Here is a 22698-nt window from a genome sequence, read left to right on the forward strand (position 1 = left end):
CGCGGGATCGACCGAGGGGACGGAGCCGGAATCGAAACCCCTTTCATCGGACCGCGATTACGCCCGAACGAGCCGAGGTAGCCTAGCCTGGCCAAGGCGGCAGATTCGAAATCTGCTGTCCGTTCGGACTCAAGGGTTCAAATCCCTTCCTCGGCGCTTTTTCGTCTTCGTGCTCGAACGCCGAGGTCACGCTCCGTCCAGCGACCGTTGATCCGGTTTCAGATCGCCGCGTGTTCGTCGACGACGCTTGTCGTAGGCCGCCTCGAGCTTCGCGTTCGTCGCCCGCGAGACGAGATAACAGTCGACCGGGCTGTCGTCTGCGGGATGAGCCGTCGCGACCCAAACGTGGCCGTCACCGGCCGACAGGTCATCAGCCCACCGCTCGGCGGCGTCACGACTCGGGAAGGAATGGCGGACGCCGTCCTCGAAGACGAGCGTCCCGGCCTTCGCGTTTCGTTTGCGTGCGGACGGCTTGATCGCGACGACGACGCTCACACGCGGTCGTGGACGGCGATCGAATAAAAACCCCGTCAGACGCACGTCCGGTGCAGGCAGCGATCGGCGGTCGCGGAAACGGAGACGCATGCACCCGACGACCGACGAGCGGAACCGTGGTCAGTCGTCAGCCGGGGCGGGTTCGGCGCCCGACTCAAGCACGTCGCCACAGAGCCGGTCGAGTGCGTCAACCATCGCGATCACGCTCGCGCGGGTGATGTCGGCCTCGGCGGCCTCGACGGTGACGGTCCGATCGCCACGCGAGAGCTCGACGACGACGGTGACGACGGCGTCGGTCCCGCCGGTGATCGCGTCGACGTGGTAGGAGTCGAGCTCGAACTCGACGTTCTCGTCGGCGAGCGCCTCGCGGACCGCCGTGACGGCCGCATCGACCGGCCCGGAACCGTGACCGGAGGCCACACGTTCCTCGCCGCCGACGCGCAGTCGGACCGAAGCGGTCGGGAGGCCGGACCCGGAGGACGCGGTGAGATCGAGCAGTTCGACCTGGCGGTCGCGATCGCGTTCCTGGACGTCGTCGGCGATCGCCAACAGGTCGGCGTCGGTGACGCGCTTGCCGCGGTCGCCGAGATCCTTGACGTGCTCGACGATCGCCGAGAGCTCGTCCTCGTCGACGTCGACGTCGTGTTCCGACAGCGCGGCCGCCACGCCGGCGCGACCGGCGTGTTTGCCGAGCACGAGCCGGCGCTCACGCCCGACGACCTCGGGCGGATACGGCTCGTACATCGCGCCGTCCTTGAGCGTGCCGTCCGTGTGGATGCCGGACTCGTGGGCGAAAGCGTTCGCCCCGCAGACCGCCTTGTTCGGCGGCAGCGACACGCCCGTCGCCTCCGAAACGAGCCGGGCGAGTCGGTACAGCCGCTCGAGCTCGACGGTCTCGACGTCGTAACACCGGTCCAGCGCGATGGCGACCTCCTCGAGCGCGACGTTGCCTGCGCGCTCGCCCACGCCGTTGACCGTGGCGTGGACGAAGTCCGCACCCGCACGGAGGCCGGCGTGAACGTTCGCCATTCCGAACCCGAGGTCGTCGTGGGTGTGCACGCCGGTCGGGCCGAGGTCGGCGAGGCCGGAGACGATCTCGAAGGTGCGTTCGGGACTGGCGGCGCCGACGGTGTCACAGTAACAGAACCGGTCAGCGCCGGCGTCGTGGCCCGTCTCGGCCATTCGGTGGAGGTACGACCGGTCCGCTCGGGAGCCGTCCTCACCGAGCAGCTCGACCCAGAGGCCGTGGTCCTTGGCGTACGCGATGAGCTCCTCGACGTTCGTCAGTACGTCTTCGCGGGTCGACCCGACCTTCGTCTCGACGTGTCGGTCCGAGGCCGGCACGACGAGGTTGACGCCGTCGACGTCACAGTCGAGGGCGTGGTCGATGTCCGCCTGCACGCCGCGGGCGAAGCTCGTCACCGTCGCGTCGAGCCCGGCGTTGGCGACCCGCCGGATCCCCTCGCGTTCACCCTCGGAGGTGCACGCCGACCCCGCCTCGATCACGTGGACGCCGGTGGCGTCGAGTTCACGCGCGATCTCGAGCTTCCGCTCGGGAGTCAACGAGACGCCCGGCATCTGCTCGCCGTCGCGTAACGTGGTGTCGAGCAGTCGAACGGAATCGCGATCGGAAAGCGGTGTGAGAACGGCATCGTCTGCTGGCCCGTCGTGAGAAGGACGAGCCGGGTAGTCGGTGTTACCGGAGAATTTCACGGCCAGCCGCCGTGTGGCGACTTCCTCTATCCTCCGAATTACCACGAGTATCTCGTGTCATTCGTGTTCGTGTGAACGGTGCCCATCCTAATAAGGTATCGGGTTTTCGAACGATCGATCACCGAGAAGGGGCCGAAACGATGTCTCGGAGACGACCGCCTACGTCTACGTCGTCGTCACCCGGGAACGTCGGTCGTCCCGTCCGGGTGGACGAGTTCGATCCGGTCGCCCGGCTCGACGGCGGCGGCCGCGCCGGCAGGCAGTTCGATGACGGCGTCGCCGCGGCCGCGGCCGAACCCGAGGAAGGGACGCAGCCGGGTGACTGCGGTTACCTCCCCGTCGATGACCCAGACGGCGTCGATCGCGAACGGAACGAACGCCATATGCAGCGTCCGCGATTTCGGTTCCCCGAACGGAAACACGAGCGCGTACTCGTCGGGGATCGATCGACGAAACATCAGTCCACGGGCCCGCGAGAGAAACGAGTCGGCACGGTCGACCCTGGTGGCGAGGGGAGCGACTTCGAGCGACGAGTGACGATCCCCTTCGGCGGCGGGACGATGAACGAGTCGGGGGGACACCGGTGGAACTGGTGCGGAAAGCTGAACCGATCGCGGTCAGGCGATCAGGCCTTCCTCGGCCTCGAGCAGTTCGTGATACCGGTTCCGGATCGTTACTTCGGAGATGTCGGCGACCTCCGAGACCGCGGCCTGCGTCGTCTTCTCGTTGGTGAGCAGCGCGGCGGCGTAGACGGCGGCGGCCGCGAGACCGACCGGCGATTTCCCGGAGTGGACGCCCTTCTCCTTTGCGTTCTTCAGCAGCTGCTTGGCACGCATCTCGGCCTCATCCGAGAGCTCGAGTGCGGAGGCGAACCGCGGGACGTACTGTTCGGGGTCCGCGGGCTTGACCTCGAGCTTGAGCTCGCGGACGACGTAGCGGTACGTCCGGGCGATCTCGGACTTCTCGACGCGGGAGACGTCGGAGATCTCGTCGAGGCTGCGCGGGACACCGGCCATCCGGGCGGCGGCGTAGACACACGACGTCGAGACGCCCTCGATCGAGCGGCCGGGAAGGAGATCCTCGTCGAGCGCGCGCCGGTAGATGACGGAGGCGGTCTCGCGGACGTTGTCCGGGAGGCCGAGCGCGGAGGCCATCCGGTCGATCTCGCCGAGCGCCTGCTTGAGGTTGCGCTCCTTGGAGTCACGGGTGCGGAAGCGCTCGTTCCACTTGCGGAGCCGCTGCATCTTCTGGCGCTGGCGGCCGGACAGCGACCGACCGTAAGCGTCCTGGTCGCGCCAGTCGATGTTCGTCGAGAGCCCCTTGTCGTGCATCGTGTTCGTGGTCGGGGCGCCCACGCGGGACTTCTCGTCCTTCTCGCGTGAGTCGAAGGCCCGCCATTCGGGTCCTCGATCGACCGAGTCGGCCTCGACGACGAGTCCACAGTCCGAACAGACCGTCTCGCCGTGCTCCTCGTCGGTGACGACGTGGCCGTTACACTCCGGGCACGTGAGCCCTTCGTCGGATTCCGTTTCGCGCTGGGAGGTTCTCTCCCGCGTATGTGTGCGTTCACTCATAGATGCCATCCCCCTGGGTGGGTCAATAAGATCCCAAGGAAGTGCTTACCCGAAAGACGGTGGAACGACACTTAAATCGACCGGAATCCGGAGCCACCGAACCGAACGAATGATCACGATATACGATGGTATCGACCCACACGGATGTGGAGAGATACCGAAGACCCATTGCGGGTGGACACGTGATCGATCGCTATGGACGGGCCACGCGTCGTTTCCCTCGCGCCGAGCGCGACCGCGATCGTCCGCGAGCTGGGGGCCGCCGACCGGCTCGTCGGGGTGAGCCATCACTGTGACCCCGGCGACGCCGACCCACCACCGGCCCGCGTCGGAGGATGGACGACCCCCGATCTCGACCGTGTCGACGAACTCGCTCCCGATCTCGTGATCACGAACGACGCGCTGCAAGCGGCGATCGCAACGACGCTCCGGAACCGCGGCCACCAGGTCGCCCATCACGAGCCCGAACGGCTCCCCGACGTGATCGGATCCGTCGTGGCGATCGGCGAGGCGATCGGCCGACCGACCGCAGGGACCCGGTTTGCCGACGATCTCCGCGCCAGGCTCGACGCCGTCGAGGCGAGCATCGACTCGGCTCGCGCCGCCGGAACGACCGATCGACCGGTCGTCTACTGTGAGGAATGGTCAGACCCACCGATGGCTGCCGGGAACTGGGTCCCCGACGTGGTCGAGACCGCGGGCGGGCGATACCCGTTCGTCGATCCCGGCGAGCGCTCCCGGGAGATCACCCGTGAGGAAGTCGAACGACACGACCCCGACCACGTGATTCTACACCCCTGTGGCTACGGCGACCGCGCCGACCCGAGTACGATCCACGACCGCGACTGGGATCTCGACGCATCGGTCCACGCCATCGACGACGACCTCCTGAACCAGCCCGGCCCCACCCTGATCGACGGGGTTGAACGAGTAGCGCGGATCCTTCATTCCGACGTCGTCGGCTCGCCCGGCACGACCGAAGACTGACGGCCCGGGTCAACTCGGGATCGACGATCCGGACAGACGGCACGGATCGGCCCGAAACGACGGACCGGACGGTCGGCCGATCGACCGACACCCGTATCCTCGGCGGCGACGGATCGTCGGCTATGCAGATCGGTGTCGGAAGCGGGAACCCGGTGAAACGCGCGGCGGTCGCGACGGTCCTCGACGGGAACGTCGAAGCCGTGGCGGTCGACAGCGGCGTCTCCGAGCAGCCGTGGGGCCACGCCGAGACCGTCCGCGGGGCCGAGACGCGCGCCGCGGCCGCCCGCGAGGCGGGCTACGATGTCGGCGTCGGGCTTGAAGGCGGCGTCGCGCCGATCGACGGAACGGACGGCCTCTACCTGATCATGTGGGCCGCGATCGACGACGGAGCCACGGTCGGGCGAGGCGCCGGTCCGAGCGTTCGGCTCCCCGCTCCCGTCGCGGAACGGGTCCGTGACGGCGAGGAGCTCGGCCCGGTAATGGACGACGTTACCGGAGAACGCGGTCTCGCACGGGAGAAAGGAGCGATCGCGGTGTTCACGAACGGGCGGATCGATCGAACCGACGCGCTCGCAACCGCCGTCGACGGCGCGCTCGGCCCCATCGAGACGAACCTGTACGATTCCTCGCACTGATCCGGCACGTGGCACTCGACGTCCCCTGACCTTTTTGACCGATCACGAGCCAGACGGCCCGTGCAGTGATTTCCGTCCCGGGACGGAACGCGGGTGTGCGACACGGACGGTCCGGGATCGGCGTCTTCGACGTGATCGAACCGACGACCCACGGTCGGACGGACTCGCGGACTGGCTCCGCCGTCGGGTCGATGGCCCGGTTCGGGGCCCGTGTCGCCTGTTCGCCACACACAGCCCCCGATCGGCCGATCGGGGGCTTCCCGGGTGGAGTCATACCGCCGGATCGAGTCCCGTCGAACGCGAACTCATTCCTGGAGCGCCTCGGTCTCGTTCACATCCGCGGTCTCCTCGACCGCCGTCGTCAGCGAAACGTTGAGCGCAAGCATCGATCCGACGCCGCCGACGAGCGTGACCACGTTCTTCAGTGCGTGATCGAGGACCGCCGCGCCGAGGGCCGTTGAGACGCCGATCGGCGTCAACCCGACCATGATCGCGGTGAAGGCGCCCTCATAGAGGCCGATCCCGCCGGGGGAGATCGGGATCACCTTCGCGAGGTTGCCAACGCTGACCGCGAAGAAACAGACGGCAAGCAGCGTGATCGGGTCCAACTCGACCGCAAAGGCGGCGAGAACGATCGCCGCGACGAGCACGTCGAGCACCCAGATGACCACGCTTACGGCACCGACCCGGGAGAAGGCGATCGGGTCGCCGCCCACCTGTTGCACGTCGCCGACGAACCGCTCGAGGACGTCGGCGACCGCCGTCCCGTAGGAGTCGGTACTCACCCGTGAAACCAGGGACCGAACGTGATTCGAGTCCGACCGCGCCGACAACACGATCCCGATCACGGTGCCGACCGCGACGAGACCGACGCCCATCGCGACGAGTGCGGCAGTCCAACCGGCGTTGCCCGCCGTCTCGCTATCGGTGAGCGCGGCGATCACCTCACCGAGCCGACCGGAGGCGGCGTACCCGACGAGGACGGCGCCGGAAAGTCCCGCGAGGGTCAACAGGTCGAAGACGCGCTCGGCCGCCAACGAGGCGAATCCCGACGGATACGGGATCCCGCGGCGGACCTTCACGATGTACGCGCGGATCGCGTCGCCACCCCGGGCCGGCAACACGAGGTTGCCCGTCTGCGAGACGAAGACCGCACCGGTCAGGAACCCGATCCGTTCGGTGAACCCGAGTTCCCGAAGGATGTCCCGGTACCGATAGCCCCGGAGCGGCCACGACAGGAGATACACGACGGTCGCGACCGCAAGAAGCGTCGTGTCAGCACGGCGCATCTCCGCGATCACGGCGCCGAAGTCGATGTACGTCGACATCAACGCGACCGCGACTGCAACGAGCAGGAGCCCGGCCGTGAAGCTCGCACGCGGGGTGATCCGTGGTTGGACCGACAGTTGCCACCAGAGCCGCAGCAGCTGTGAACCCATCCCGAAGACGTCACGGACGAGGTCGACCTTCGTGTCGCCCTTCGGCTCCCAGTTGACGGGGAACTCCGTGACCGCGAGCCCCGACCGCTGTGCCCGAACCAGCAGCTCGGTGTCCCAGAACCAGTGGTCGTCCTCGACGTCGTCGACGAGCGCCCGGAACGCGTCCCGCGACATCGCCTTGAACCCACACTGGTGATCCCGAACGTCCGACCGGAGGACTCCTCGGACGAGCAGGTTGAACACGCGGGAGGGGACACCCCGTTTGGCCGGCCGGTCGGCCTCACGGCCCGGCATCCATCGCGATCCGGTCGCGACGTCGTACTCGCCGGACCGGATCGATTCGACCAGCTCCTCGAGGTGGTCGAGGTCGGTCGCCAGATCGGTGTCGAAGTAGACGAGAACGTCGCCCTCGGCGTCCCTGAAGGCGCGTTCGAGCGCCCCGCCGCGTCCGAGTCGCTCGTCGCTGTGGACGTGCCGAACCCGATCGTCGGCGGCCGCGAGCCGGTCGGCGATCTCGGGAGTCCGGTCCTCACAGCCGTCCTCGGCGACGATCACCTCGAAACCGTTTCGCGGGAGGAACCCCTCGAGTGCGGCGATCGTTTGCCCGACGGTGTCCTCGATCGTGGCCGCCTCGTTGTACGCGGGAAGAACCACGCTCACACGAGCACCGTCGGAGTCCGTCATCACCGCCACTTCGCTCCGGGCGAGGTAAGTACCTTCTGAAGCATGGGACGGTTCGGAGACGTCGTGGATCGAACCGTTCAGGGATGCTGAGAGTCGATCGACGTTCGTGGGTTCGACGATCGACACGCGTGGTCTCGACGGTGGCAGCGAGGATTTGCGGATCGTACCCACGCCGGTGCGATCGGCGTCGGATCGAGCCCTCCAAGACGGAGAAATCGACGGACTGCACCGTGTTAACCGATCCTACCAAACGGTGCTTATGGGGTCACACCGTAGGATCGTCCATGAGCGCGACGACCTCACAGTCCGGCGACGCGACGCTGACGGAGAAACAGCGGCGCATCCTCACGTACCTCCGGGCACGAGCTGACACGCAGACGTACTTCAAATCGCGGCTCATCGCCGACGAGCTGGGTCTGTCGGCGAAGGAGGTGGGTGCGAACCTCCGAACGGTCCGTCAAGCGGACACGGATCTATCGATCGAAAAATGGGGGTATTCCTCGGGGACCACGTGGATGGTCGAGCGCTGATCGAGGCGAGTGCCGATCGGCGCCAACGCCGCGTGTCGATCCGCGCCAACGCCCCGGATCGAGCGATGGGTTTTCCACCAAAGACGGCCGAGTGGAACCCGTGACACCTGCGTTGCTGTTCGATATGGACGGCGTGATCCTGTCTGGCCGGGGGACCCATTCCGGCGTCTACCGAGCGGCCGCACACGATGCACTCCGTGACTCGGGCGTGGACACCCGGACTCGAACGGGACTTCCGGGTGATCCGACGACTGCAGAGCCGCCCGATCCCGGGGTCCTCGATGCGCTCGAGGCGGTCCGTTACTCGCCGGCCATCGACGAGGCGTGCTCGCGATTGGGCGTGGATCGGGACGCGTGGTGGCGGGCGCGTGAACGACACGCATCGCGACGAACGAACGCCCGCGTTCGGTCCGGTGAACGGCCGACGTACCCGGACGTCGACGCGCTCTCGACGCTCTCGGCCGATCGGCCGCTCGCGCTGGTGACGAACAACCGGACGGCGACCGCCGAGTTCGTCGCGACCTACTGCCTCCCGGGCCGGTTCGACGCCGTCGTCGGCCGAAAGCCGACGATCGAGTCGTACCGGCGACGAAAGCCGGAACCGGAGTTCCTGAAGCGTGGCCTCGCGGCGCTGGGGACCACATCGGGGTCGGACTCGAAGGCAACGTCGGAGACGGAGGTATGGTCGGACTCAGCGTCAATGCCGGGATACTACATCGGCGACCGGGAAACCGACGTGATCGCTGCCCAGCGAGCCGGGATCGAGTCGATCGTGATCGATAGACCACACGCCGACCCCGACGGATTCGCGATCGCCCCCGACCACGTCGTCGATTCCCTGTACGGGATCGAGGCCGTGATCGACGGCTGACCACCCTACTCCGGGTCGTACCGCACGTACGCGGCCGCGTCGTCGGCGAACGCCCGCGCATCGGGGCCGAACGAGTCCGCGTATCGAACGACGAGCGTGATGAGCCGCTCCGGGGTACGGAGCGTGTAACCGTCGGTTCGATCGAGGAGGCCGGCGTCCTCAAGCTCGCCGGCGGCCGCGCTGATCGTCGGCCGGGATACGTCGAGCGCGTCGGCGATCCGGGAGCCGGTCGCGTCCGGCTCCCTGAGGAGATGGAGGACGACGCCGCGGGGCGTCTCGCGTCGAAGCGCACCGAGGGCTCGCTTGTCGGCGGCGTCGAATCGCCCGGCCGGGAAGTACCGGCGAAACTCCCCGTCCTTCGCCGTTTCGATGGTTGCGGCGTCGACGAGCTTCCGGAGGTGGTACTGCGTCTCACCGGTTCCAAGCCGGAGGTCGTCGCGAAGCTTCGAGAAGTGTGCGCCGGGCGTCGTGGCGACGTACCCGCGGATCGCCTCGCGGGTCTCGTTCGTCTCCGAGCGGTCACCGGCCGGGGACGGCGTTCCGGCGTCCGCATCCGTCTCCCCCTCCGCGTCGGTGGCCGCACGTGCGCCGCCGACGAACGAGCCGGCCGCTCCGAGGGCTGCAAAGCGTCGGAGCGTCCGCCGTTTCCGTTCGTCGACGCCGTCACTCATTGTCGAAGGGTGTCGGCCGGGGGCTAAAAACACGTCGCTCGTTTCGATCGCCCGGAAGGAACGTGATTCATACCGGCCGAGGCGGTGAACCGAACTACTCGGGTTCGGTTTCGACGTCGGTCGCGGGTGCTTCCTCGTCCATCTCCTGAATGAGCTCGTCGGCCGACTTGATGCCGCTCGTGTCACCGGACTTGATCGCTTCAGCCTCCTGCTCGAGTTCCTCGACGTCCATCTCGGCGGCCGCGTCGATCTGGCCGAGGATCTCGTCGATGTCGTCGAGGCCGAGCAGCTGTCGGGTCTCGTCGTCGAACTCCAGCCCGTCGAGGGGTTCGGTGTCGGTTGCGGCGTCGGAGCCGGTCAGGTGCTTGCCGTACCGACCGACGAGGCTCGTGAGCTCCTGCGGGAGGACGAACGTCGTCGATTCTCCCTGTCCGATCGCCTCGAGCGTCTCCATCCCGCGTTCGATGATCGCACGCTCGCCCATCGCCTCGGAGGACTTCGCGCGGAGAACCGTCGAGATCGCGTCACCCTGCGCCTCAAGGATCTGGCTTTGCTTTTCACCCTGTGCCCGGATGATGTTCGACTGCTTGTCACCTTCCGCCTGCTCGACGGCGGACCGGCGTTCACCCTGCGCCTCGAGGATCATCGCGCGGCGACGGCGCTCGGCGGAGGTCTGCTGCTCCATCGCCTGCTGGACGTCCTTGGAGGGGTTGACCTCCCGGACCTCGACGCTCTCGACGCGGATCCCCCATTCGTCGGTCGGCTCGTCGAGCTCCTTGCGGATCTTCGCGTTGATCTCCTGGCGTTTGTTCAGGGTATCGTCGAGTTCCATATCGCCGAGGACGGCGCGAAGCGTCGTCTGGGCGAGATTCGAGACGGCCTTCTTGTAGTTATCGACCTCGAGGAAGGCCTTCTTGGCGTCCATCACCTTGATGTAGACGACGGCGTCGGCGGTCACCGGGGAGTTATCGCGGGTGATCGCCTCCTGACGCGGAACGTCGAGGGTCTGTGTCCGCATATCGAAGGGATACGTCCGCGAGACGAACGGCGGAACGACGTTGATTCCCGGCTCCAACAGCTGTCTGTACTCCCCGAAGACGGTGAGGGCCTTCTTCTCGTAGGCGTCGACGATCTCGACGGATTGCCAGACGACCACCACCACCAACAGAAGGAACAAAAAGCCGATCGGCGCGAGGCCGAACAGCGCTTGGAGGACCAGTGTATCCATACCGATCGTTACCACAGGACAATCATAAGCGTTCGGTCCGCCAGTTGATCGATCACGCGTGCTCGCGTTCGGTCGCGTCGTCGTCCTGGACTACCGTCCCGGTGTCGTCATCTCCAGCTGTCCCGGTGTCATCGTCCCCAGCCGTCCCGACGTTGTCGTCTCCAGCCGCCGTCCCGGCGTCATTGGCGGCGAGTGTTTGCTCCCGGTCGACGGCCAGCTGGCGATCGATGTCGTCCTCGACCGCCGCAACCGACTCGACGGTGAGCACGTTTCCGCCCCCCGGGTCGACGACGAACACCTCGGTTCCCTCCGGGATCTCGCCGTCCATGGTGCGGGCCGAGTAGTACGGGTTGAACCCGCCCTCGTCGAGTTTGACCTGTCCGTCGGTCTCGGTCACGCGCTCGGTCACACGACCGGTTACCCCGGTGAGCGACTCGCTGTCGCGCGTCTGTGGTTGGCCCTTCCCGCCGTAGACGTCGAGCTCGTGGTAGCCGTAGAAGGCGATCGCGCCGAACACGAGCACGAACAGGCCGAGAGCGAACGGGCTGGCGAGCGGCGTGAACGCCAGTCCGACGATCCCCGCCCCGAGCAGGGAGACCCCGACCACGATGAAGTTCGCGCCGGGGGCGATCGCCTCGGCGAGCGACAGGAGGAGCCCCGCGACCACGAGCAGCATCGGCAGGGTTCCCGGGTCGAGAACGCCGGCCTGAAAGGGAAGCACCATACGCGACGTACGGGTTCCAGCCGATTAAGTGATCCCACGGCACAAGAGATCCACGGCACAAGTGATCCCACGGCACGGACGGTCGTGGGCGGGCGAGCCGGATCCCGCCGGGTCTTACAGCGCGGTCGCGAGAAGGCCGACCGTCAGGACGACCCCGAGAGCGACGAACACGGCGTGCATCGGTTCGATCGCCTCGGGTTCGATGGGGCCCTCACCCGGGCTCGTCTCCTCGACGATGCCGTCGGGACCGACGTCGTCGATGCCGAACCGCCACTCGGCCTCCGTCTCGGTGTCCGTTCCATCCCCGGCCGCCGTGTTCGCGCGTTCGCGCCCGTCGTCACTCCGACTCATACCCGTTGCTTCGCGGGCGACGGCTAAATGGCTGGTGGGGTCGGCCGATCCGATTCCACGCGGCTGGGTGGAGAGGGCCGGCGAGGACTCACCGACGGCGAGTCTGAAGGGTGACGTCGCCCTCATAGAGGACGCCACGCTCGCCGTCGACGGTCACGGTGTCACCGTCGGTGACGGTACGCGGGAGCGTGACGCCCGACACCATCGGAACGCCGAGTTCGCGGGCGATGACCGCCGGATAGCCGGTCATTCCCGGCCGCTCCCCGACGACACCGGCGATCCGCGAGAGGTCGCCGGTGAACTCTCCGTCGAACGACGCCGGCAGGGCGACGATCGAGTCGGTCGTCAGGGCCGAGAGGTCACCATCCGGGAGGCGAACGATCGGCGCGGCGACGCGACCGCTCACGACCGCCTTGCCCGTGGCGATCGTCTCGGCGGCGACGTGGACCTTCAGGGTGTTCGTCGTGTCGGTTCCCTCGATCTCGGTCATCATCCCCGAGAGCACGACCAGCGTGTCGCCCGAGCTCGCGACGCCGGCATCGATCGCGGCGTCCACGGCGTTGTCGAGCACGTGTTCGATGTCGGCAGCGTAGTCGGCGTACTGTGGGGAGACGCCCCACGAGAGCGCCAACTGCCGGCGAACCCGATCGGTCGGGGTCGTCGCGACGACGGGGACCCCAGGACGGAACATCGCCGTCTTGCGGGCCGTATATCCCGACTCGGAGACGGCGACGATCGCGCTCGCGCCGACGTCACGCGCGAGGTACCGGGCCGAACGTGCAAGCGCCTCGGTCCGTGAATCCTCGTCCGCCGTGGGCACGCGCTGGTCGCGGGTCTCGGCGTATTCGTCGCTCCGCTCGACCTGTCGAACGATCCGGTCCATCGTCTCGACCACGCGGATCGGATGATCACCGACGGCCGTCTCTCCCGAGAGCATCACCGCGTCGGTGCCGTCGAGGACGGCGTTGGCGACGTCTGAGGCCTCCGCCCGCGTCGGTCGCCGGGAGTGCACCATCGAGTCGAGCATCTCGGTCGCGGTGATCACCGGCACGCCGGCATCGACGCAGATTCTGATGATCCGCTTCTGTATCATCGGCACGTCCTCGAGGGGACACTCGACGCCGAGGTCGCCGCGTGCGACCATCACGCCGTCGGCGGCGTCGACGATCTCGGTGAGGTTCTCGACGGCGCCGGCTCGCTCGATCTTCGCGAGGATCGGGATGTCCCCACCGCCGAACGCGTCCAAACGATCCGCGATCGTGTAGATGTCGGCAGCGTTGCGGACGAACGAGGCGGCAACGAAGTCCGCGTTCGTCTCCGCCGCGAGTTCGAGTTCACGTTCATCGCTCGGGGTGACGAGGTCGACGTCGATCGCGACGCCCGGAAGGTTGACGCCCTTTCGGGATCCGAGCTCGCCCCCGGAGTCGACGGTGGCGACGACGGTGCCGTCGGATTCGACGCGTGCAACGGTCGCCTCGATCCGCCCGTCATCGAGCAGGACCGTATCCCCGATCTCGGCAGCGGCGATCGAGTGGGAGAGCCCGACCGCGGTTGGTGTCACGGTCTCGCCGACGGCGAACCGGACATCGGTCCCGGCTTCGAGGGTCACCGATTCGTCCGTCTCGGCGGTGCGGATCTCCGGTCCCTGCAGGTCGACCATCACCGCGATGGGGGAGTCGGTGGCGTCGTCGACGGACCGAACGCGGTTGATCACGTCCCGACGGTGGTCCGTGGTCCCGTGGCTCGCGTTGAGCCGGACGACCGACATTCCGGCGTCCGCGAGCGCACGGATCGTTTCGACGTCGTCCGACGCTGGTCCGAGCGTACAGACGATCTTGGCGTTTCGCATAGTTCCCGTTGTCGAGGGCCCCTCAAAACCCCTCCGTGAACCGGTGATGTACGGGACTGCGCCGCCGACCGCCGTGTTTTTCTCGCCGCCGAGATGACCCGAACCATGGCAAGGCTCGCGTGTTACGCCTGCGGCGAGACGGTCGAAGCGCCCGCGTCGCCCCGCTGTTCCTGTGGCGAACCGCGGTGGTATGAGACGGAGTCGACCGCCGTCGGCGACGTCGCCGACATCGAGTGGCCGTCCGATCTCGATGCCGGTACGTGGGCGTTCGCGGACCTGTTGCCGGTCGACCCACCGACGGACGGGCTCGCAACCGCAAGCGGGGGAACGCCGCTCGTCAGAACGCCGGCGCTCGACGACTACGCGGGTGCAGCGGTCTCGATCGCGGATGAGGGCCGGAATCCGACCGGCTCGTTCAAGGACCGTGGCACCGCGGTCGGGATCGAGATCGCGTTGGCGGAGGGGAACGATGCGGTCGGAACGGTCTCACACGGCAATATGGCGATGTCCGTCGCCGCACACGCCGCGGCCGCCGACCTCGAGTGTACCGTCTGCGTTCCGAACGACATCTCGGACGAGCGGATCCGAAACATCGGCCGATACGACCCACGGATCCTTCGGATCGACGGCGAGTACGGCCGACTCTACTACGACGCGATCGAGGCCGGTGCCGAGCGGGGGATCCGGTTCATCAACTCCGACTCGCCGGGCCGCGTCGCCGGCCAGAAGACGACGGTGCTGGAGGCGCTCGCCCAGCACCGCCGACGAACCGGGGCGCTGCCGGACGCGATCGTCCTTCCGACCTCCTCCGGCGGCCACGCCAGCGGCGCATATAAGGGTCTCGCGGAGCTCCGAGCGGCCGGGTTGATCGATGCGGATTCGGAACCGGGCGCGGCGAACGCGATGCCCCGGCTCTACCTCGTCCAGGCGGCTGCGTGCGCGCCGATCGCCGAAGCGGCCACACGCGGGGCGGAAACGGTCGATCCCGTCGACCCCGGCGAGACGATCGCCTACTCCATCGCGAACCCCGAGCCGCCGAGCGGAACCCGTGCCCTGTACGGCGCTCGCGAGACCGGCGGCACGGCGATCGCCGTCGCCGACGACGCCATCCGCGAGGCGAAACGGCGACTCGCGACCGCGGCCGGCCTCACCGTCGAGGCCGCCTCGGCGACATCGCTGGCCGGTGCCCGTCGGCTCGCTCGGGACGGGGAGATCGGTCCCGACGAGGACGTCATCTGCATCGCCACCGGATCGGGGTTCAAGGAGTCCGTCGGCGACCCGACCGACGTCCGGACGGAGACGGTGTCGCTCGAGGCGCTTCCCGACGCGTTATAACCCAAAACGCAACGGTCCGTGACCGGGACGACTACTTGACCTGCGTCCCGGGCTCGGCGTCGCCGTGGGTCGTGAGGAGGTCGGCCTCCTCGCCCGCGGCGAGCACCATCCCGTTCGACTCGACGCCGAACAGCTCCGCGCGTTCCAGGTTCGCGAGCACGATCACGCGCGTTTCCGGCAGCGACTCGAGGTCGTGGAGCTGCTTGATCCCGGCGACGATCTGGCGCGTTTCGACCCCCAAATCGACCTCGAGGCGGGCGAGCTTGTCGGCGCCCTCGATCCCCTCTGCGGAGACGATTCGGCCGACTCGGAGGTCGAGGTCCTCGAACTCCTCGAAGCCGATGCGCTCCTCGGCGAGCGGCTCGAGGTCGCTCGCTGCTGACTCGCCGGACTTATCGGCGGTCCCGTCGTCCTCGGCGTCCGTCGTGTCCGCGTCCTCGACGGCGTCCGCCGTGTCCGCGTCGCTCGCTTCGGCGACACGCTCCTCGAGCTTCTCGTTCAGCTCCTCGACGCGCTCTTCGGGGATCTTCTCGAACAGCTCGCCGGGTTCCTCGAAGGCGCCCGCGGGCGGTTCCGTCGCCGCATCCACGGTGACGTCGTGGACGGAGCCGTCCTCGCCGAGCTGGTTCCAGAGCCGCTCGCATGTGTCGGGGGCGATCGGCTCGAAGAGGACCGCGATCGCCTTCGCGATCTGGACACAGTCGTAGATGACCTGCGCGGCGGCATCCGGATCGTCGTCGACGAGCGCCCACGGCTCGTTGCGCTGGATGTACTCGTTCCCGAACCCGGCGAGGTCGGTGACGGCGTCGCCCAGATCGCGGACCGAGTAGTCGTTGACCGCGTCGGTGACGTCGGCGACGGCCTCGTCGATCGCCGCCGTGACCTCCTCGCTGGCGGTCTCGACGCCTTCGGGCGTCCCGTCGTAGTTGCGGTGGGCGAACAGCAGCGACCGGTAGAGGAAGTTGCCGATCGTCCCCACCAGCTCGGTGTTCACGCGCTCGCGGAACCGCTCCCAGGAGAAGTCGACGTCCTGCTGGAAGCCGCCGTTCGTCGCGAGGTAGTACCGCAGCAGGTCGGGGTGGAACCCCTCCTCGAGATATTCGTCGGCCCAGACGGCCCGGTCGCGGCTCGTCGAGAAGCCCTTCCCGCCAAGGGTGACGAACCCGGAGGCCATCACGGCGCGGGGCTCGACGTGGTCGGTGGCGTGCAACATCGCGGGCCAGAAGATCGTGTGATGCTGGATGATGTCGCGGCCGATCACGTGGACGATCTGGCCGCCGTCGTGGTCGGCGTCGTCCCGCCAGGCGGCCTCCCAGTCGAAGACGTCGGCGCCGGCTCGGTCGGCGTACTGCTTCGTCGAGGAGACGTACTCGATCGGGGCGTCGACCCAGACGTAGAGGACGAGGTCGGTCTCCTCCCCGTCGGCGTCGGGATAGTCGATCCCCCAGTCCATATCGCGGGTGATACACCAGTCCTGCAGGCCCTGCTCGATCCACTCTCGAGGCTGGTTGCGGGCGTTCGAGGTCCCTTCGAGCCGGTCGAGAAAGTCCGAGAGGTAGTCGGCGAACTCGGAGACCGCGAAGAACTTGTGGGTCCGCTCGCGGTATTCGGCGGGGTTCCCGGTGATCGTCGAGACGGGGTCCTCGATCTCGCCGGGCTCGAGGTGGCGCTGACAGCCCTCGTCGCACTCGTCGCCGCGTGCGTGGGCCCCGCAGTAGGGGCAGGTCCCCTCGACGTACCGGTCCGGAAGGTACTGGTCGTCGACGGGGTCGTACGCGACCATGATCTCCTTCTCGTAGACGTGGCCGCGCTCGTCGAGATCCCGGACGAGATCGCGTGTGAGTTCCGTGTTCGTCTCGTCGTGGGTGTGCCCGTAGTTGTCGAAGTCGACGTTGAACTTCGGGAACGTCTCGGCGTACCGCTCGTGCCACTCGAGGGCGAAGTTCTCGGGGGAGACGCCTTCCTGTTCGGCGTTGACGGCGACGGGCGTGCCGTGCATGTCCGAACCGCTGACGAAGGCGGTTTGCTGGCCGAGTCGTTCGAGTGCGCGGGCGTAGACGTCGCCGCCCACGTAGGTGCGGAGGTGACCCACGTGGAGGTCGCCGTTGGCGTAGGGCAACCCGCAGGTCACCACCGCGGGGTCGTCCGTGGGGAAGTCTTCGTGGCTCATAGGTATGTGTCGGGTGTGATCTCGTGATCGCGCGTTGTGGATCGCGGCTCCTGGGTCGCGCCCCGTGGAGCGCGTCCCGTGGAGCGCGGATCGATCGCTCGTGTGATCGTTGCGAGCATCCGGACCTAAAGCCCGCCGATCCACGGTGGCGTCCGCGGGGCGATCACGTTCCGCCCCGGCCCCGAAGCCGGTCGATCCGGTCTCCAAGCGGGGGCTGGACCTCGAACCAGGTCCGCCAGTCCCCGCGTTCGGGCACGACGCCCCTGCGGTCGGCCATTTGCTCGAAGGCGTCGGCCACCCGTGAAGCTCCCACGCGGTCGGCCGCCCGCTCGTCGGCGGCGTACTGCACCCGTCTGCCGGCCCACAGTGAGACGACGCCGACGACGGCGAGGGCGGTAAATCCCGCATCGAAGGGCACGAGCGTCGTGACGATCGCCGCGAGGATCGTGGTCACGCCGGCGATCCCGAACGCACGCACCTCGGTGTAGCGCGTCTCGACGCGCCCTGCCTCGGCGGCCAGGAGGGCGACCGCGGTGTCCTCCTCGAGCGACGAGAGCACGGCCTCGGAGACGAACAGCACGCGTCGTCCTGGCGGTCCTCGAACCGCGACCTCGACGGGAGTCGTTCCGCGGTCGTCGGCGTCGCCGCTCGTTCCGTCCGGTTCGAGGATCGCGACCGGATCGACGTCGAGCCCGGCGGCCGACCGCAACTCATCGAGCTGAGCGCGCTCGGCCCGTGTCGGGTCGCGGGTCGTTCGGTACCTGTCGGCGACGTACAGCGGCCCGACGGTGACCGCGAGGACGGCGAGGATCGGGACGAGTGCGACGACGACGAGGACCGGATCGATCGCAGCGACGAGGGGGAGAGAGGACCCGGCGAGGAGGAGGACCGGATCGGTCGCAACGACGAGGGGGAAGACGGGGAGGGAGATGGCGACCACCATCAGAACTTCTCCAACAGGTCGTCGTAGAACGTCTCGCCCCGTTCGTCGGCGAGCTTCTCGACGATGAGTTCGGGAGTGGATCTGGCGAGGTGGTCCTTCTGTGGCGAGCGGTTCACGCGGAGCTCGCCGTCGACGAGTCCGACTGCCTCGATGCCGTCGACGGCGACGTCGAAGTCGGCGGCGTCGCGGATCTCCCTGGCGAGGTGAGAGACGAACACGGCGGTCGCGTCCTGACCCTCGAGCGCCTCCAGGATGCCGGCGATGATCTTCGCGGAGGCGCCGGGCTCGGTGATCGACTCGAGCTCGTCGACCAACACGAGCCGACCGCTGGCCCCCGCCACGAGGTCGCCGAACTCACTGATGGTGGCCTCGAAGGCGCCCGCGTCGAGGGTCCCTTGTGACTTCGCGTAGTAGTGGATCTCCTCGAACCGCTCGAGGCGCGCCCGCTCGGCCGGGACCGGCAGTCCCATCTGGGCGAGGATCGTCACGAGCGCGACCAGGTCAAGCGTCGACGTCTTTCCGCCGGAGTTGACGCCCGAGAGTAGGGTTGCCCCCTCGACCGCGTAGTCGACCGGTTCGACGGCCGCAAACTCGACGTCGAGCAGCGGCGACCGGCCGCCGACGATGGCGAACCCGTCACCGTCGACGAACGTCGGCAGCGTGCACTCGAAGTCGCGGGCGAAGCGGGCGATAGCCAGCTCGACGTCGCGCTCGAGCGCGTCGTGGACGAGATCGGCGGCGGGCTCGCGGAGGTCGGCGAGGTCGGCGGCGAGCGTCTCCTTGAGGCTCGTCGCGCGCTGGTCGCGAGCCGCCGTCAGCTCCGTTCGGAGCCTGGAGACGGCGTCCTCGTCGTGTTCGACCGGAAACGTCGGGTCGCCGCGGAAGATCCGGTCGGCGATCTCCGCCTCGCCGGGCGCAAGTCGCAGGCTGTCGACCACGTGGTCGGTGGCGGCCTCGAGGGCCGCGTCGTATTCGTCGGCGAGTTCCCGCGAGAGCAGCGAATCGACGCGGGCGCCCTGCTCGACGAGCGAGAGGAAGTCCTGTCCCTCGATCGTCACGTCCTGTTCGCGGATCGCATCCCGGAGGTGGTCGTTGGCGACCGATTCGGCGGTGCCGACCGCCGCGTCGAGGTCGTCGACTGCGACCGCCAGCCGCTCGTGCTCGTCGTCCCCGATCACGGTGCCGTCGTCGTCGAGTCGTGAGAGCGCGTCCCGGAGCGCCGCGAGGTCACAGGCCGGGTCCATCCCGGCCGTCTCGTGGACGGTCGCCGCCGCGATCAGCCGGTCACGGTTCTCGGCGAAGAACGCGAGGAGGCGTTCGGGAACCGTCTCACCCGGCGTCTCGAGGGCGTCCGGGCGAACCCGAACGTCCCCCTCGACGTCGAGTCCCGCAAACGACTCGTCGAGCACGACGACCGTCGCGTACGAGCGCGCGAGCTCCGCGACGTCGCGGCCGTCCTCGACGATCTCCACCGAGAGCTCGGGCACCGCGTCCTCGGCCTCGGCGTATCGCTCCGCGTCGGCCGTCGCGAGACAGCGCTCCCGGACCCGGACCGTAGATGGCGACACGAGCGGTTCGACGTCCGCGAGTGCCTCGAGGGTCTCGGGGTCCGGATCGCGGTCCATCGCGGTTTCGACGAGCGACTGGACCGACTCGATCCGTGACGGCGACGCCGAGGGGTAGAAGGTCTCGAGCCGCTGTGCCGCGTAGTCGGTGACCGTCCGATCCTGCAGGAGGCCGACCGCGTCGCGGTAGATCTCGCGGGCGCGATCGGTGGCCACCACGCGACCGTCGTCGTCGTGCCGCTTCCGGATCGCTCCCCGAGCGACCTGGACGGCACGACCGTGGGTGACTCCGGGTGCCCGTGCGATCGCGGCGACGTCGCCGTTGTGTAGCGCCACCTCCGGATCGTCGAGTTCCCGCAGGGCGTCGGCCGTCTTCGCCCCGACGCCGGGGATCGCCTCCAGCTCCATTCACTCCGGGGTATCGCGGGAACCATCAAAAGGGTGCGGGTCCGTCACCACGACCGCGACGACGCCCTTTTTCCTGCACAGTGCCCAAGCGTCGAGTATGGATCCGGCTACGGACACGCCCGGGACGCCGGCGGACGCGATGACCGACGGCCTCGATCGCGACGCGCTCGCGCCCCCGCTCGCCCGGAAGGTCGACCTCGTTCGGGAGTCGCTTGCCGACCTCGACGGCGCCGTGATCGCCTTCTCCGGCGGCGTTGACTCCTCGGTCGTCGCCGCCCTCGCCCACGACGCACTCGGGGAGGACGCGGTGGCCTGCACCGCGAAAAGCGAAACGCTCCCGGCAGCCGAGCTGCACGATGCGACCCGGGTCGCCGAGGAGATCGGGATCTCCCACCAGATCGTCGAGTTCTCCGAGCTCGATGACCCCGCGTTCGTCGCCAACGACGGGGACCGATGTTACCACTGCCGGACGATGCGGCTGGGGCGGATGTACGAGACGGCCGCGGATCTGGGCATCGAGACGGTCTGTGACGGGACGAACGCCTCCGATCCCGGCGAGGGACATCGCCCCGGGCTCCGCGCCGTCGAGGAGCTGTCGGTTCGATCGCCGCTTTTGACCCACGACATCGACAAGGCCGAGGTCCGCGAGATCGCCGACGCCTACGACCTCTCGGTTTCGGATAAACCGTCGATGGCGTGTCTCTCCTCGCGGATCCCGACCGGCCTCGAGGTGACCGAGGAACGGTTGACGCGCGTCGAGCGGGCGGAGCAGGCGCTTCGAGAGCGGGGCTTTAGCCAGTTTCGCGTCCGCGACCACGACGGGCTGGCCCGCATCGAGGTCTCCCCCGACGAACTTCCGGCTGCGCTCGATCCGGACTTCGCTGACGCGGTCGCCGACCGGCTTCGGGAGATCGGCTTCGACCACGTCACGCTCGATCTGGAGGGGTACCGAACCGGGAGCGTCAGCCCTGACGGGGACGACGAGATTGACGAGATCGACGAGGATGACGAGATCGACGGGGGCGACCGAGTCAACGGGGGCGACGCTCCCGAAGGAGGGACTGACTCACCGGTCGACCTCGGCCGCACGTACCCACGTGGTGGCCGGTAGCGGCCGACCGTCTCGGAGACAAGCGGTCAGTCGCGATCGTTTCCGTCAGCCTCGTCCGGTAGCGAGGACGGGTCGGCGTCGCCGCCGTGAAGCGTGTCGTCGCGCTCGAAGGCGTAGATCGCGGGGCCCATCACCAGAACCACGAGCGTGCCGGCGATCGGGACCGTCGGGATGAGAACCGGCAGCGTCAGTCCGACCGCGACCGTGGAGAAGACGAACGCCGCCCACAGCGGAGCCCGCGCGATCCCGAGCCGGTCGGCGTCCCAGTAGACCGCGATCGCGGCCGCCGCGGCGAGCAACAGTCCGGACCCGGCGACGATCGATGCAAGCGCCATACCGTCCCTTCGTGCGCCCGGCGAAAAGCGTTCCGCGACGGCGCTACGTCCGCGACGATGCTACGAGTCGATGATCGCGTCGTCGACTCCCGAGTCGTCGTCACGACCGGCTTCGGGATCCGGCTCCGGTTCGGTCACGTAATCCCACAGATCGCCATCGTCGACGTCGATCCCCAGTCTGGAAAAGAAGGCCGCCACGTTCCGGCAGTCCCGCTCGAGGAACGTCCGGGCGTTCGGGTGGTGAACGGTGGCCGCCTGACCGAGGTCGATGACGACGAGCTCCCCATCGTGAATGATCAGGTTGTACTCCGAGAGGTCGCCGTGGATCAACCCGGCCCGATAGAGCCGGCGCATATACTCGCGAACGACCTCGTAGGCCGTTTCGGGGTTCTCGACGGTCACCTCCGAGAGCCGCCGCGCGCGGTCGTCGGCGTGGCCAACGAGCTCCATCACGAGCGCGTTCCGCTGGACGGCGATCGGCTCGGGGACGCGCACGCCGGCGTCGCGAGCACGACGGAGGTTCGCGAATTCCTTTTTGGTCCAGGCCAGCACGGTCGCCTTCTTGTCGGAGGCGATGCCCTCAAAGCGCGGGTCGCCCTCGAGGTACTCACGCATCTGGGTGAAGTTCGAGGAGTTGATCCGGTAGATCTTCACGGCGACCTCCTGGTCTTCGTCCTCGCCGAACGCCTCGAAGACGTTGGCCTCCTTGCCCGTCGAGACCGGCCCGCCGAAGGCGGTGATGTAGCCGTCCTGCACGAGCTTGTAGATCGCCGCGAGCGTGGCGTCGTCGAAGACGGAGCCGTCGAGTTTGAACTGGTCGGCGTCCTTCAGCCGCTTGCGAAACTCGTTGAACTCCCGGTCCTGCCGGCGGGCGATACGGTCGGCCTCCGTGTCGGAGACGTCGAGTTCCTCCCACTCGTCGCCCGGCTGGCCATCGGACTCGAGCAGGTCGAACTCCTCGGTCATTCTCGGGACGTTCGGGACGAACACCTATAGGGGTTGTCGTGCGTATCCAGACGGACATCGGACAGCCCGATCGGCCACGGAGCGGTCCGATTGATCCGCCGTGTGCCCGGATCG

The 22698-nt window shown here is 68.0% G+C and carries 21 protein-coding genes and 1 tRNA gene; 7 read left to right on the forward strand and 15 right to left on the reverse strand.

What is annotated here, in order from left to right:
- Nucleotides 1–71 precede the first annotated feature (71 nt).
- Nucleotides 72–156, forward strand: a tRNA-Ser gene (locus OQF70_RS11715).
- A gap of 30 nt (nucleotides 157–186) precedes the next feature.
- Here the strand turns inward: OQF70_RS11715 and OQF70_RS11720 are convergent.
- From OQF70_RS11720 to OQF70_RS11735, 4 genes are all read right to left on the reverse strand, one after another.
- Nucleotides 187–495, reverse strand: a complete 309-nt coding sequence (locus OQF70_RS11720) for a hypothetical protein (protein ID WP_280537777.1) — start codon at nucleotides 493–495, stop codon at nucleotides 187–189.
- A gap of 120 nt (nucleotides 496–615) precedes the next feature.
- Nucleotides 616–2253 (reverse strand): 2-isopropylmalate synthase, encoded by a 1638-nt coding sequence (locus OQF70_RS11725; protein WP_280537779.1) that lies wholly within the window; start codon nucleotides 2251–2253, stop codon nucleotides 616–618.
- A 131-nt stretch (nucleotides 2254–2384) separates the two neighbouring features.
- Nucleotides 2385–2789, reverse strand: a complete 405-nt coding sequence (locus OQF70_RS11730) for a DUF192 domain-containing protein (RefSeq protein WP_280537781.1) — start codon at nucleotides 2787–2789, stop codon at nucleotides 2385–2387.
- Nucleotides 2790–2825: 36 nt separating this feature from the next.
- Nucleotides 2826–3782: a transcription initiation factor IIB gene (locus OQF70_RS11735; RefSeq protein ID WP_092813513.1), complete on the reverse strand. Its 957-nt coding sequence runs from the start codon at nucleotides 3780–3782 to the stop codon at nucleotides 2826–2828.
- Nucleotides 3783–3977: 195 nt separating this feature from the next.
- Between OQF70_RS11735 and OQF70_RS11740 the strand changes: the two genes are divergently transcribed.
- Both OQF70_RS11740 and yjjX read left to right on the forward strand, forming a co-directional pair.
- Nucleotides 3978–4769, forward strand: coding sequence for a cobalamin-binding protein (locus OQF70_RS11740; RefSeq protein ID WP_280537782.1), 792 nt, complete (start codon nucleotides 3978–3980; stop codon nucleotides 4767–4769).
- Between the two features lie 122 nt (nucleotides 4770–4891).
- Entirely contained in the window at nucleotides 4892–5404 is a 513-nt protein-coding gene (gene yjjX, locus OQF70_RS11745) for an inosine/xanthosine triphosphatase (RefSeq protein ID WP_280537783.1), read from the forward strand.
- Between the two features lie 305 nt (nucleotides 5405–5709).
- Here yjjX and OQF70_RS11750 read toward each other — a convergent pair whose 3' ends face one another.
- On the reverse strand, nucleotides 5710–7527 hold the full coding sequence (locus tag OQF70_RS11750) for a flippase-like domain-containing protein (RefSeq protein WP_280537784.1): 1818 nt from the start codon (nucleotides 7525–7527) through the stop codon (nucleotides 5710–5712).
- Nucleotides 7528–7811: 284 nt separating this feature from the next.
- Here OQF70_RS11750 and OQF70_RS11755 point away from each other — a divergent pair, with 284 nt between their 5' ends.
- Together OQF70_RS11755 and OQF70_RS11760 are read left to right on the forward strand one after the other, a co-directional pair.
- On the forward strand, nucleotides 7812–8057 hold the full coding sequence (locus tag OQF70_RS11755; RefSeq protein WP_092813507.1) for a hypothetical protein: 246 nt from the start codon (nucleotides 7812–7814) through the stop codon (nucleotides 8055–8057).
- A 100-nt stretch (nucleotides 8058–8157) separates the two neighbouring features.
- Nucleotides 8158–8928: an HAD family hydrolase gene (locus tag OQF70_RS11760; RefSeq protein ID WP_280537785.1), complete on the forward strand. Its 771-nt coding sequence runs from the start codon at nucleotides 8158–8160 to the stop codon at nucleotides 8926–8928.
- Between the two features lie 5 nt (nucleotides 8929–8933).
- On the opposite strand, the gene OQF70_RS11765 is transcribed toward OQF70_RS11760, so the two are convergent.
- From OQF70_RS11765 to pyk, 5 genes are all read right to left on the reverse strand, one after another.
- Nucleotides 8934–9599: a MarR family transcriptional regulator gene (locus OQF70_RS11765; protein ID WP_280537786.1), complete on the reverse strand. Its 666-nt coding sequence runs from the start codon at nucleotides 9597–9599 to the stop codon at nucleotides 8934–8936.
- Nucleotides 9600–9693: 94 nt separating this feature from the next.
- Complete coding sequence (locus OQF70_RS11770) at nucleotides 9694–10827, reverse strand: SPFH domain-containing protein (RefSeq protein ID WP_092813498.1); 1134 nt, start codon at nucleotides 10825–10827, stop codon at nucleotides 9694–9696.
- 52 nt (nucleotides 10828–10879) lie between these two features.
- On the reverse strand, nucleotides 10880–11551 hold the full coding sequence (locus OQF70_RS11775) for an NfeD family protein (RefSeq protein WP_280537787.1): 672 nt from the start codon (nucleotides 11549–11551) through the stop codon (nucleotides 10880–10882).
- 114 nt (nucleotides 11552–11665) lie between these two features.
- Nucleotides 11666–11902, reverse strand: a complete 237-nt coding sequence (locus tag OQF70_RS11780; RefSeq protein WP_280537789.1) for a hypothetical protein — start codon at nucleotides 11900–11902, stop codon at nucleotides 11666–11668.
- Between the two features lie 88 nt (nucleotides 11903–11990).
- A complete protein-coding gene (pyk, locus tag OQF70_RS11785) occupies nucleotides 11991–13751 on the reverse strand; it encodes a pyruvate kinase (protein WP_280537790.1) in 1761 nt (586 codons plus the stop codon).
- Nucleotides 13752–13856: 105 nt separating this feature from the next.
- Here pyk and OQF70_RS11790 point away from each other — a divergent pair, with 105 nt between their 5' ends.
- The gene (locus tag OQF70_RS11790) at nucleotides 13857–15086 is read left to right on the forward strand and encodes a pyridoxal-phosphate dependent enzyme (RefSeq protein WP_280537792.1); all 1230 of its coding nucleotides are present in this window, start codon (nucleotides 13857–13859) and stop codon (nucleotides 15084–15086) included.
- Nucleotides 15087–15117: 31 nt separating this feature from the next.
- Here OQF70_RS11790 and metG read toward each other — a convergent pair whose 3' ends face one another.
- From metG to OQF70_RS11805, 3 genes are all read right to left on the reverse strand, one after another.
- On the reverse strand, nucleotides 15118–17256 hold the full coding sequence (gene metG, locus OQF70_RS11795) for a methionine--tRNA ligase (RefSeq protein ID WP_280537793.1): 2139 nt from the start codon (nucleotides 17254–17256) through the stop codon (nucleotides 15118–15120).
- Between the two features lie 163 nt (nucleotides 17257–17419).
- The gene (locus OQF70_RS11800; protein ID WP_280537794.1) at nucleotides 17420–18199 is read right to left on the reverse strand and encodes a peptidase; all 780 of its coding nucleotides are present in this window, start codon (nucleotides 18197–18199) and stop codon (nucleotides 17420–17422) included.
- On the reverse strand, nucleotides 18199–20172 hold the full coding sequence (locus OQF70_RS11805; RefSeq protein ID WP_280537796.1) for an endonuclease MutS2: 1974 nt from the start codon (nucleotides 20170–20172) through the stop codon (nucleotides 18199–18201). The genes OQF70_RS11800 and OQF70_RS11805 overlap by 1 nt, the downstream gene beginning before the upstream one ends.
- Before the next feature lie 97 nt (nucleotides 20173–20269).
- Here OQF70_RS11805 and larE point away from each other — a divergent pair, with 97 nt between their 5' ends.
- On the forward strand, nucleotides 20270–21283 hold the full coding sequence (gene larE / locus OQF70_RS11810; RefSeq protein ID WP_280537797.1) for an ATP-dependent sacrificial sulfur transferase LarE: 1014 nt from the start codon (nucleotides 20270–20272) through the stop codon (nucleotides 21281–21283).
- Nucleotides 21284–21309: 26 nt separating this feature from the next.
- Here the strand turns inward: larE and OQF70_RS11815 are convergent, their stop codons facing one another.
- A complete protein-coding gene (locus OQF70_RS11815; protein ID WP_092813478.1) occupies nucleotides 21310–21618 on the reverse strand; it encodes a hypothetical protein in 309 nt (102 codons plus the stop codon).
- 60 nt (nucleotides 21619–21678) lie between these two features.
- Nucleotides 21679–22584, reverse strand: a complete 906-nt coding sequence (gene rio1, locus OQF70_RS11820) for a serine/threonine-protein kinase Rio1 (RefSeq protein ID WP_280537799.1) — start codon at nucleotides 22582–22584, stop codon at nucleotides 21679–21681.
- Nucleotides 22585–22698 lie beyond the last annotated feature (114 nt).

Source organism: Halopenitus sp. POP-27 (assembly GCF_029889855.1).
GTDB classification, from domain to species: Archaea; Halobacteriota; Halobacteria; order Halobacteriales; family Haloferacaceae; genus Halopenitus; species Halopenitus malekzadehii.

What these genes read in the sequence shown, in the direction of transcription:
- OQF70_RS11735 (WP_092813513.1), bottom strand. Translation starts at nt 3,782, where the DNA reads ATGAGTGAACGCACACATACGCGGGAGAGAACCTCCCAGCGCGAAACG.
- OQF70_RS11740 (WP_280537782.1), top strand. Translation starts at nt 3,978, where the DNA reads ATGGACGGGCCACGCGTCGTTTCCCTCGCGCCGAGCGCGACCGCGATC.
- yjjX (WP_280537783.1), top strand. Translation starts at nt 4,892, where the DNA reads ATGCAGATCGGTGTCGGAAGCGGGAACCCGGTGAAACGCGCGGCGGTC.
- OQF70_RS11750 (WP_280537784.1), bottom strand. Translation starts at nt 7,527, where the DNA reads ATGACGGACTCCGACGGTGCTCGTGTGAGCGTGGTTCTTCCCGCGTAC.
- OQF70_RS11755 (WP_092813507.1), top strand. Translation starts at nt 7,812, where the DNA reads ATGAGCGCGACGACCTCACAGTCCGGCGACGCGACGCTGACGGAGAAA.
- OQF70_RS11765 (WP_280537786.1), bottom strand. Translation starts at nt 9,599, where the DNA reads ATGAGTGACGGCGTCGACGAACGGAAACGGCGGACGCTCCGACGCTTT.
- OQF70_RS11770 (WP_092813498.1), bottom strand. Translation starts at nt 10,827, where the DNA reads ATGGATACACTGGTCCTCCAAGCGCTGTTCGGCCTCGCGCCGATCGGC.
- OQF70_RS11775 (WP_280537787.1), bottom strand. Translation starts at nt 11,551, where the DNA reads ATGGTGCTTCCCTTTCAGGCCGGCGTTCTCGACCCGGGAACCCTGCCG.
- OQF70_RS11780 (WP_280537789.1), bottom strand. Translation starts at nt 11,902, where the DNA reads ATGAGTCGGAGTGACGACGGGCGCGAACGCGCGAACACGGCGGCCGGG.
- pyk (WP_280537790.1), bottom strand. Translation starts at nt 13,751, where the DNA reads ATGCGAAACGCCAAGATCGTCTGTACGCTCGGACCAGCGTCGGACGAC.
- OQF70_RS11790 (WP_280537792.1), top strand. Translation starts at nt 13,857, where the DNA reads ATGGCAAGGCTCGCGTGTTACGCCTGCGGCGAGACGGTCGAAGCGCCC.
- metG (WP_280537793.1), bottom strand. Translation starts at nt 17,256, where the DNA reads ATGAGCCACGAAGACTTCCCCACGGACGACCCCGCGGTGGTGACCTGC.
- OQF70_RS11800 (WP_280537794.1), bottom strand. Translation starts at nt 18,199, where the DNA reads ATGGTGGTCGCCATCTCCCTCCCCGTCTTCCCCCTCGTCGTTGCGACC.
- OQF70_RS11805 (WP_280537796.1), bottom strand. Translation starts at nt 20,172, where the DNA reads ATGGAGCTGGAGGCGATCCCCGGCGTCGGGGCGAAGACGGCCGACGCC.
- larE (WP_280537797.1), top strand. Translation starts at nt 20,270, where the DNA reads ATGGATCCGGCTACGGACACGCCCGGGACGCCGGCGGACGCGATGACC.
- OQF70_RS11815 (WP_092813478.1), bottom strand. Translation starts at nt 21,618, where the DNA reads ATGGCGCTTGCATCGATCGTCGCCGGGTCCGGACTGTTGCTCGCCGCG.
- rio1 (WP_280537799.1), bottom strand. Translation starts at nt 22,584, where the DNA reads ATGACCGAGGAGTTCGACCTGCTCGAGTCCGATGGCCAGCCGGGCGAC.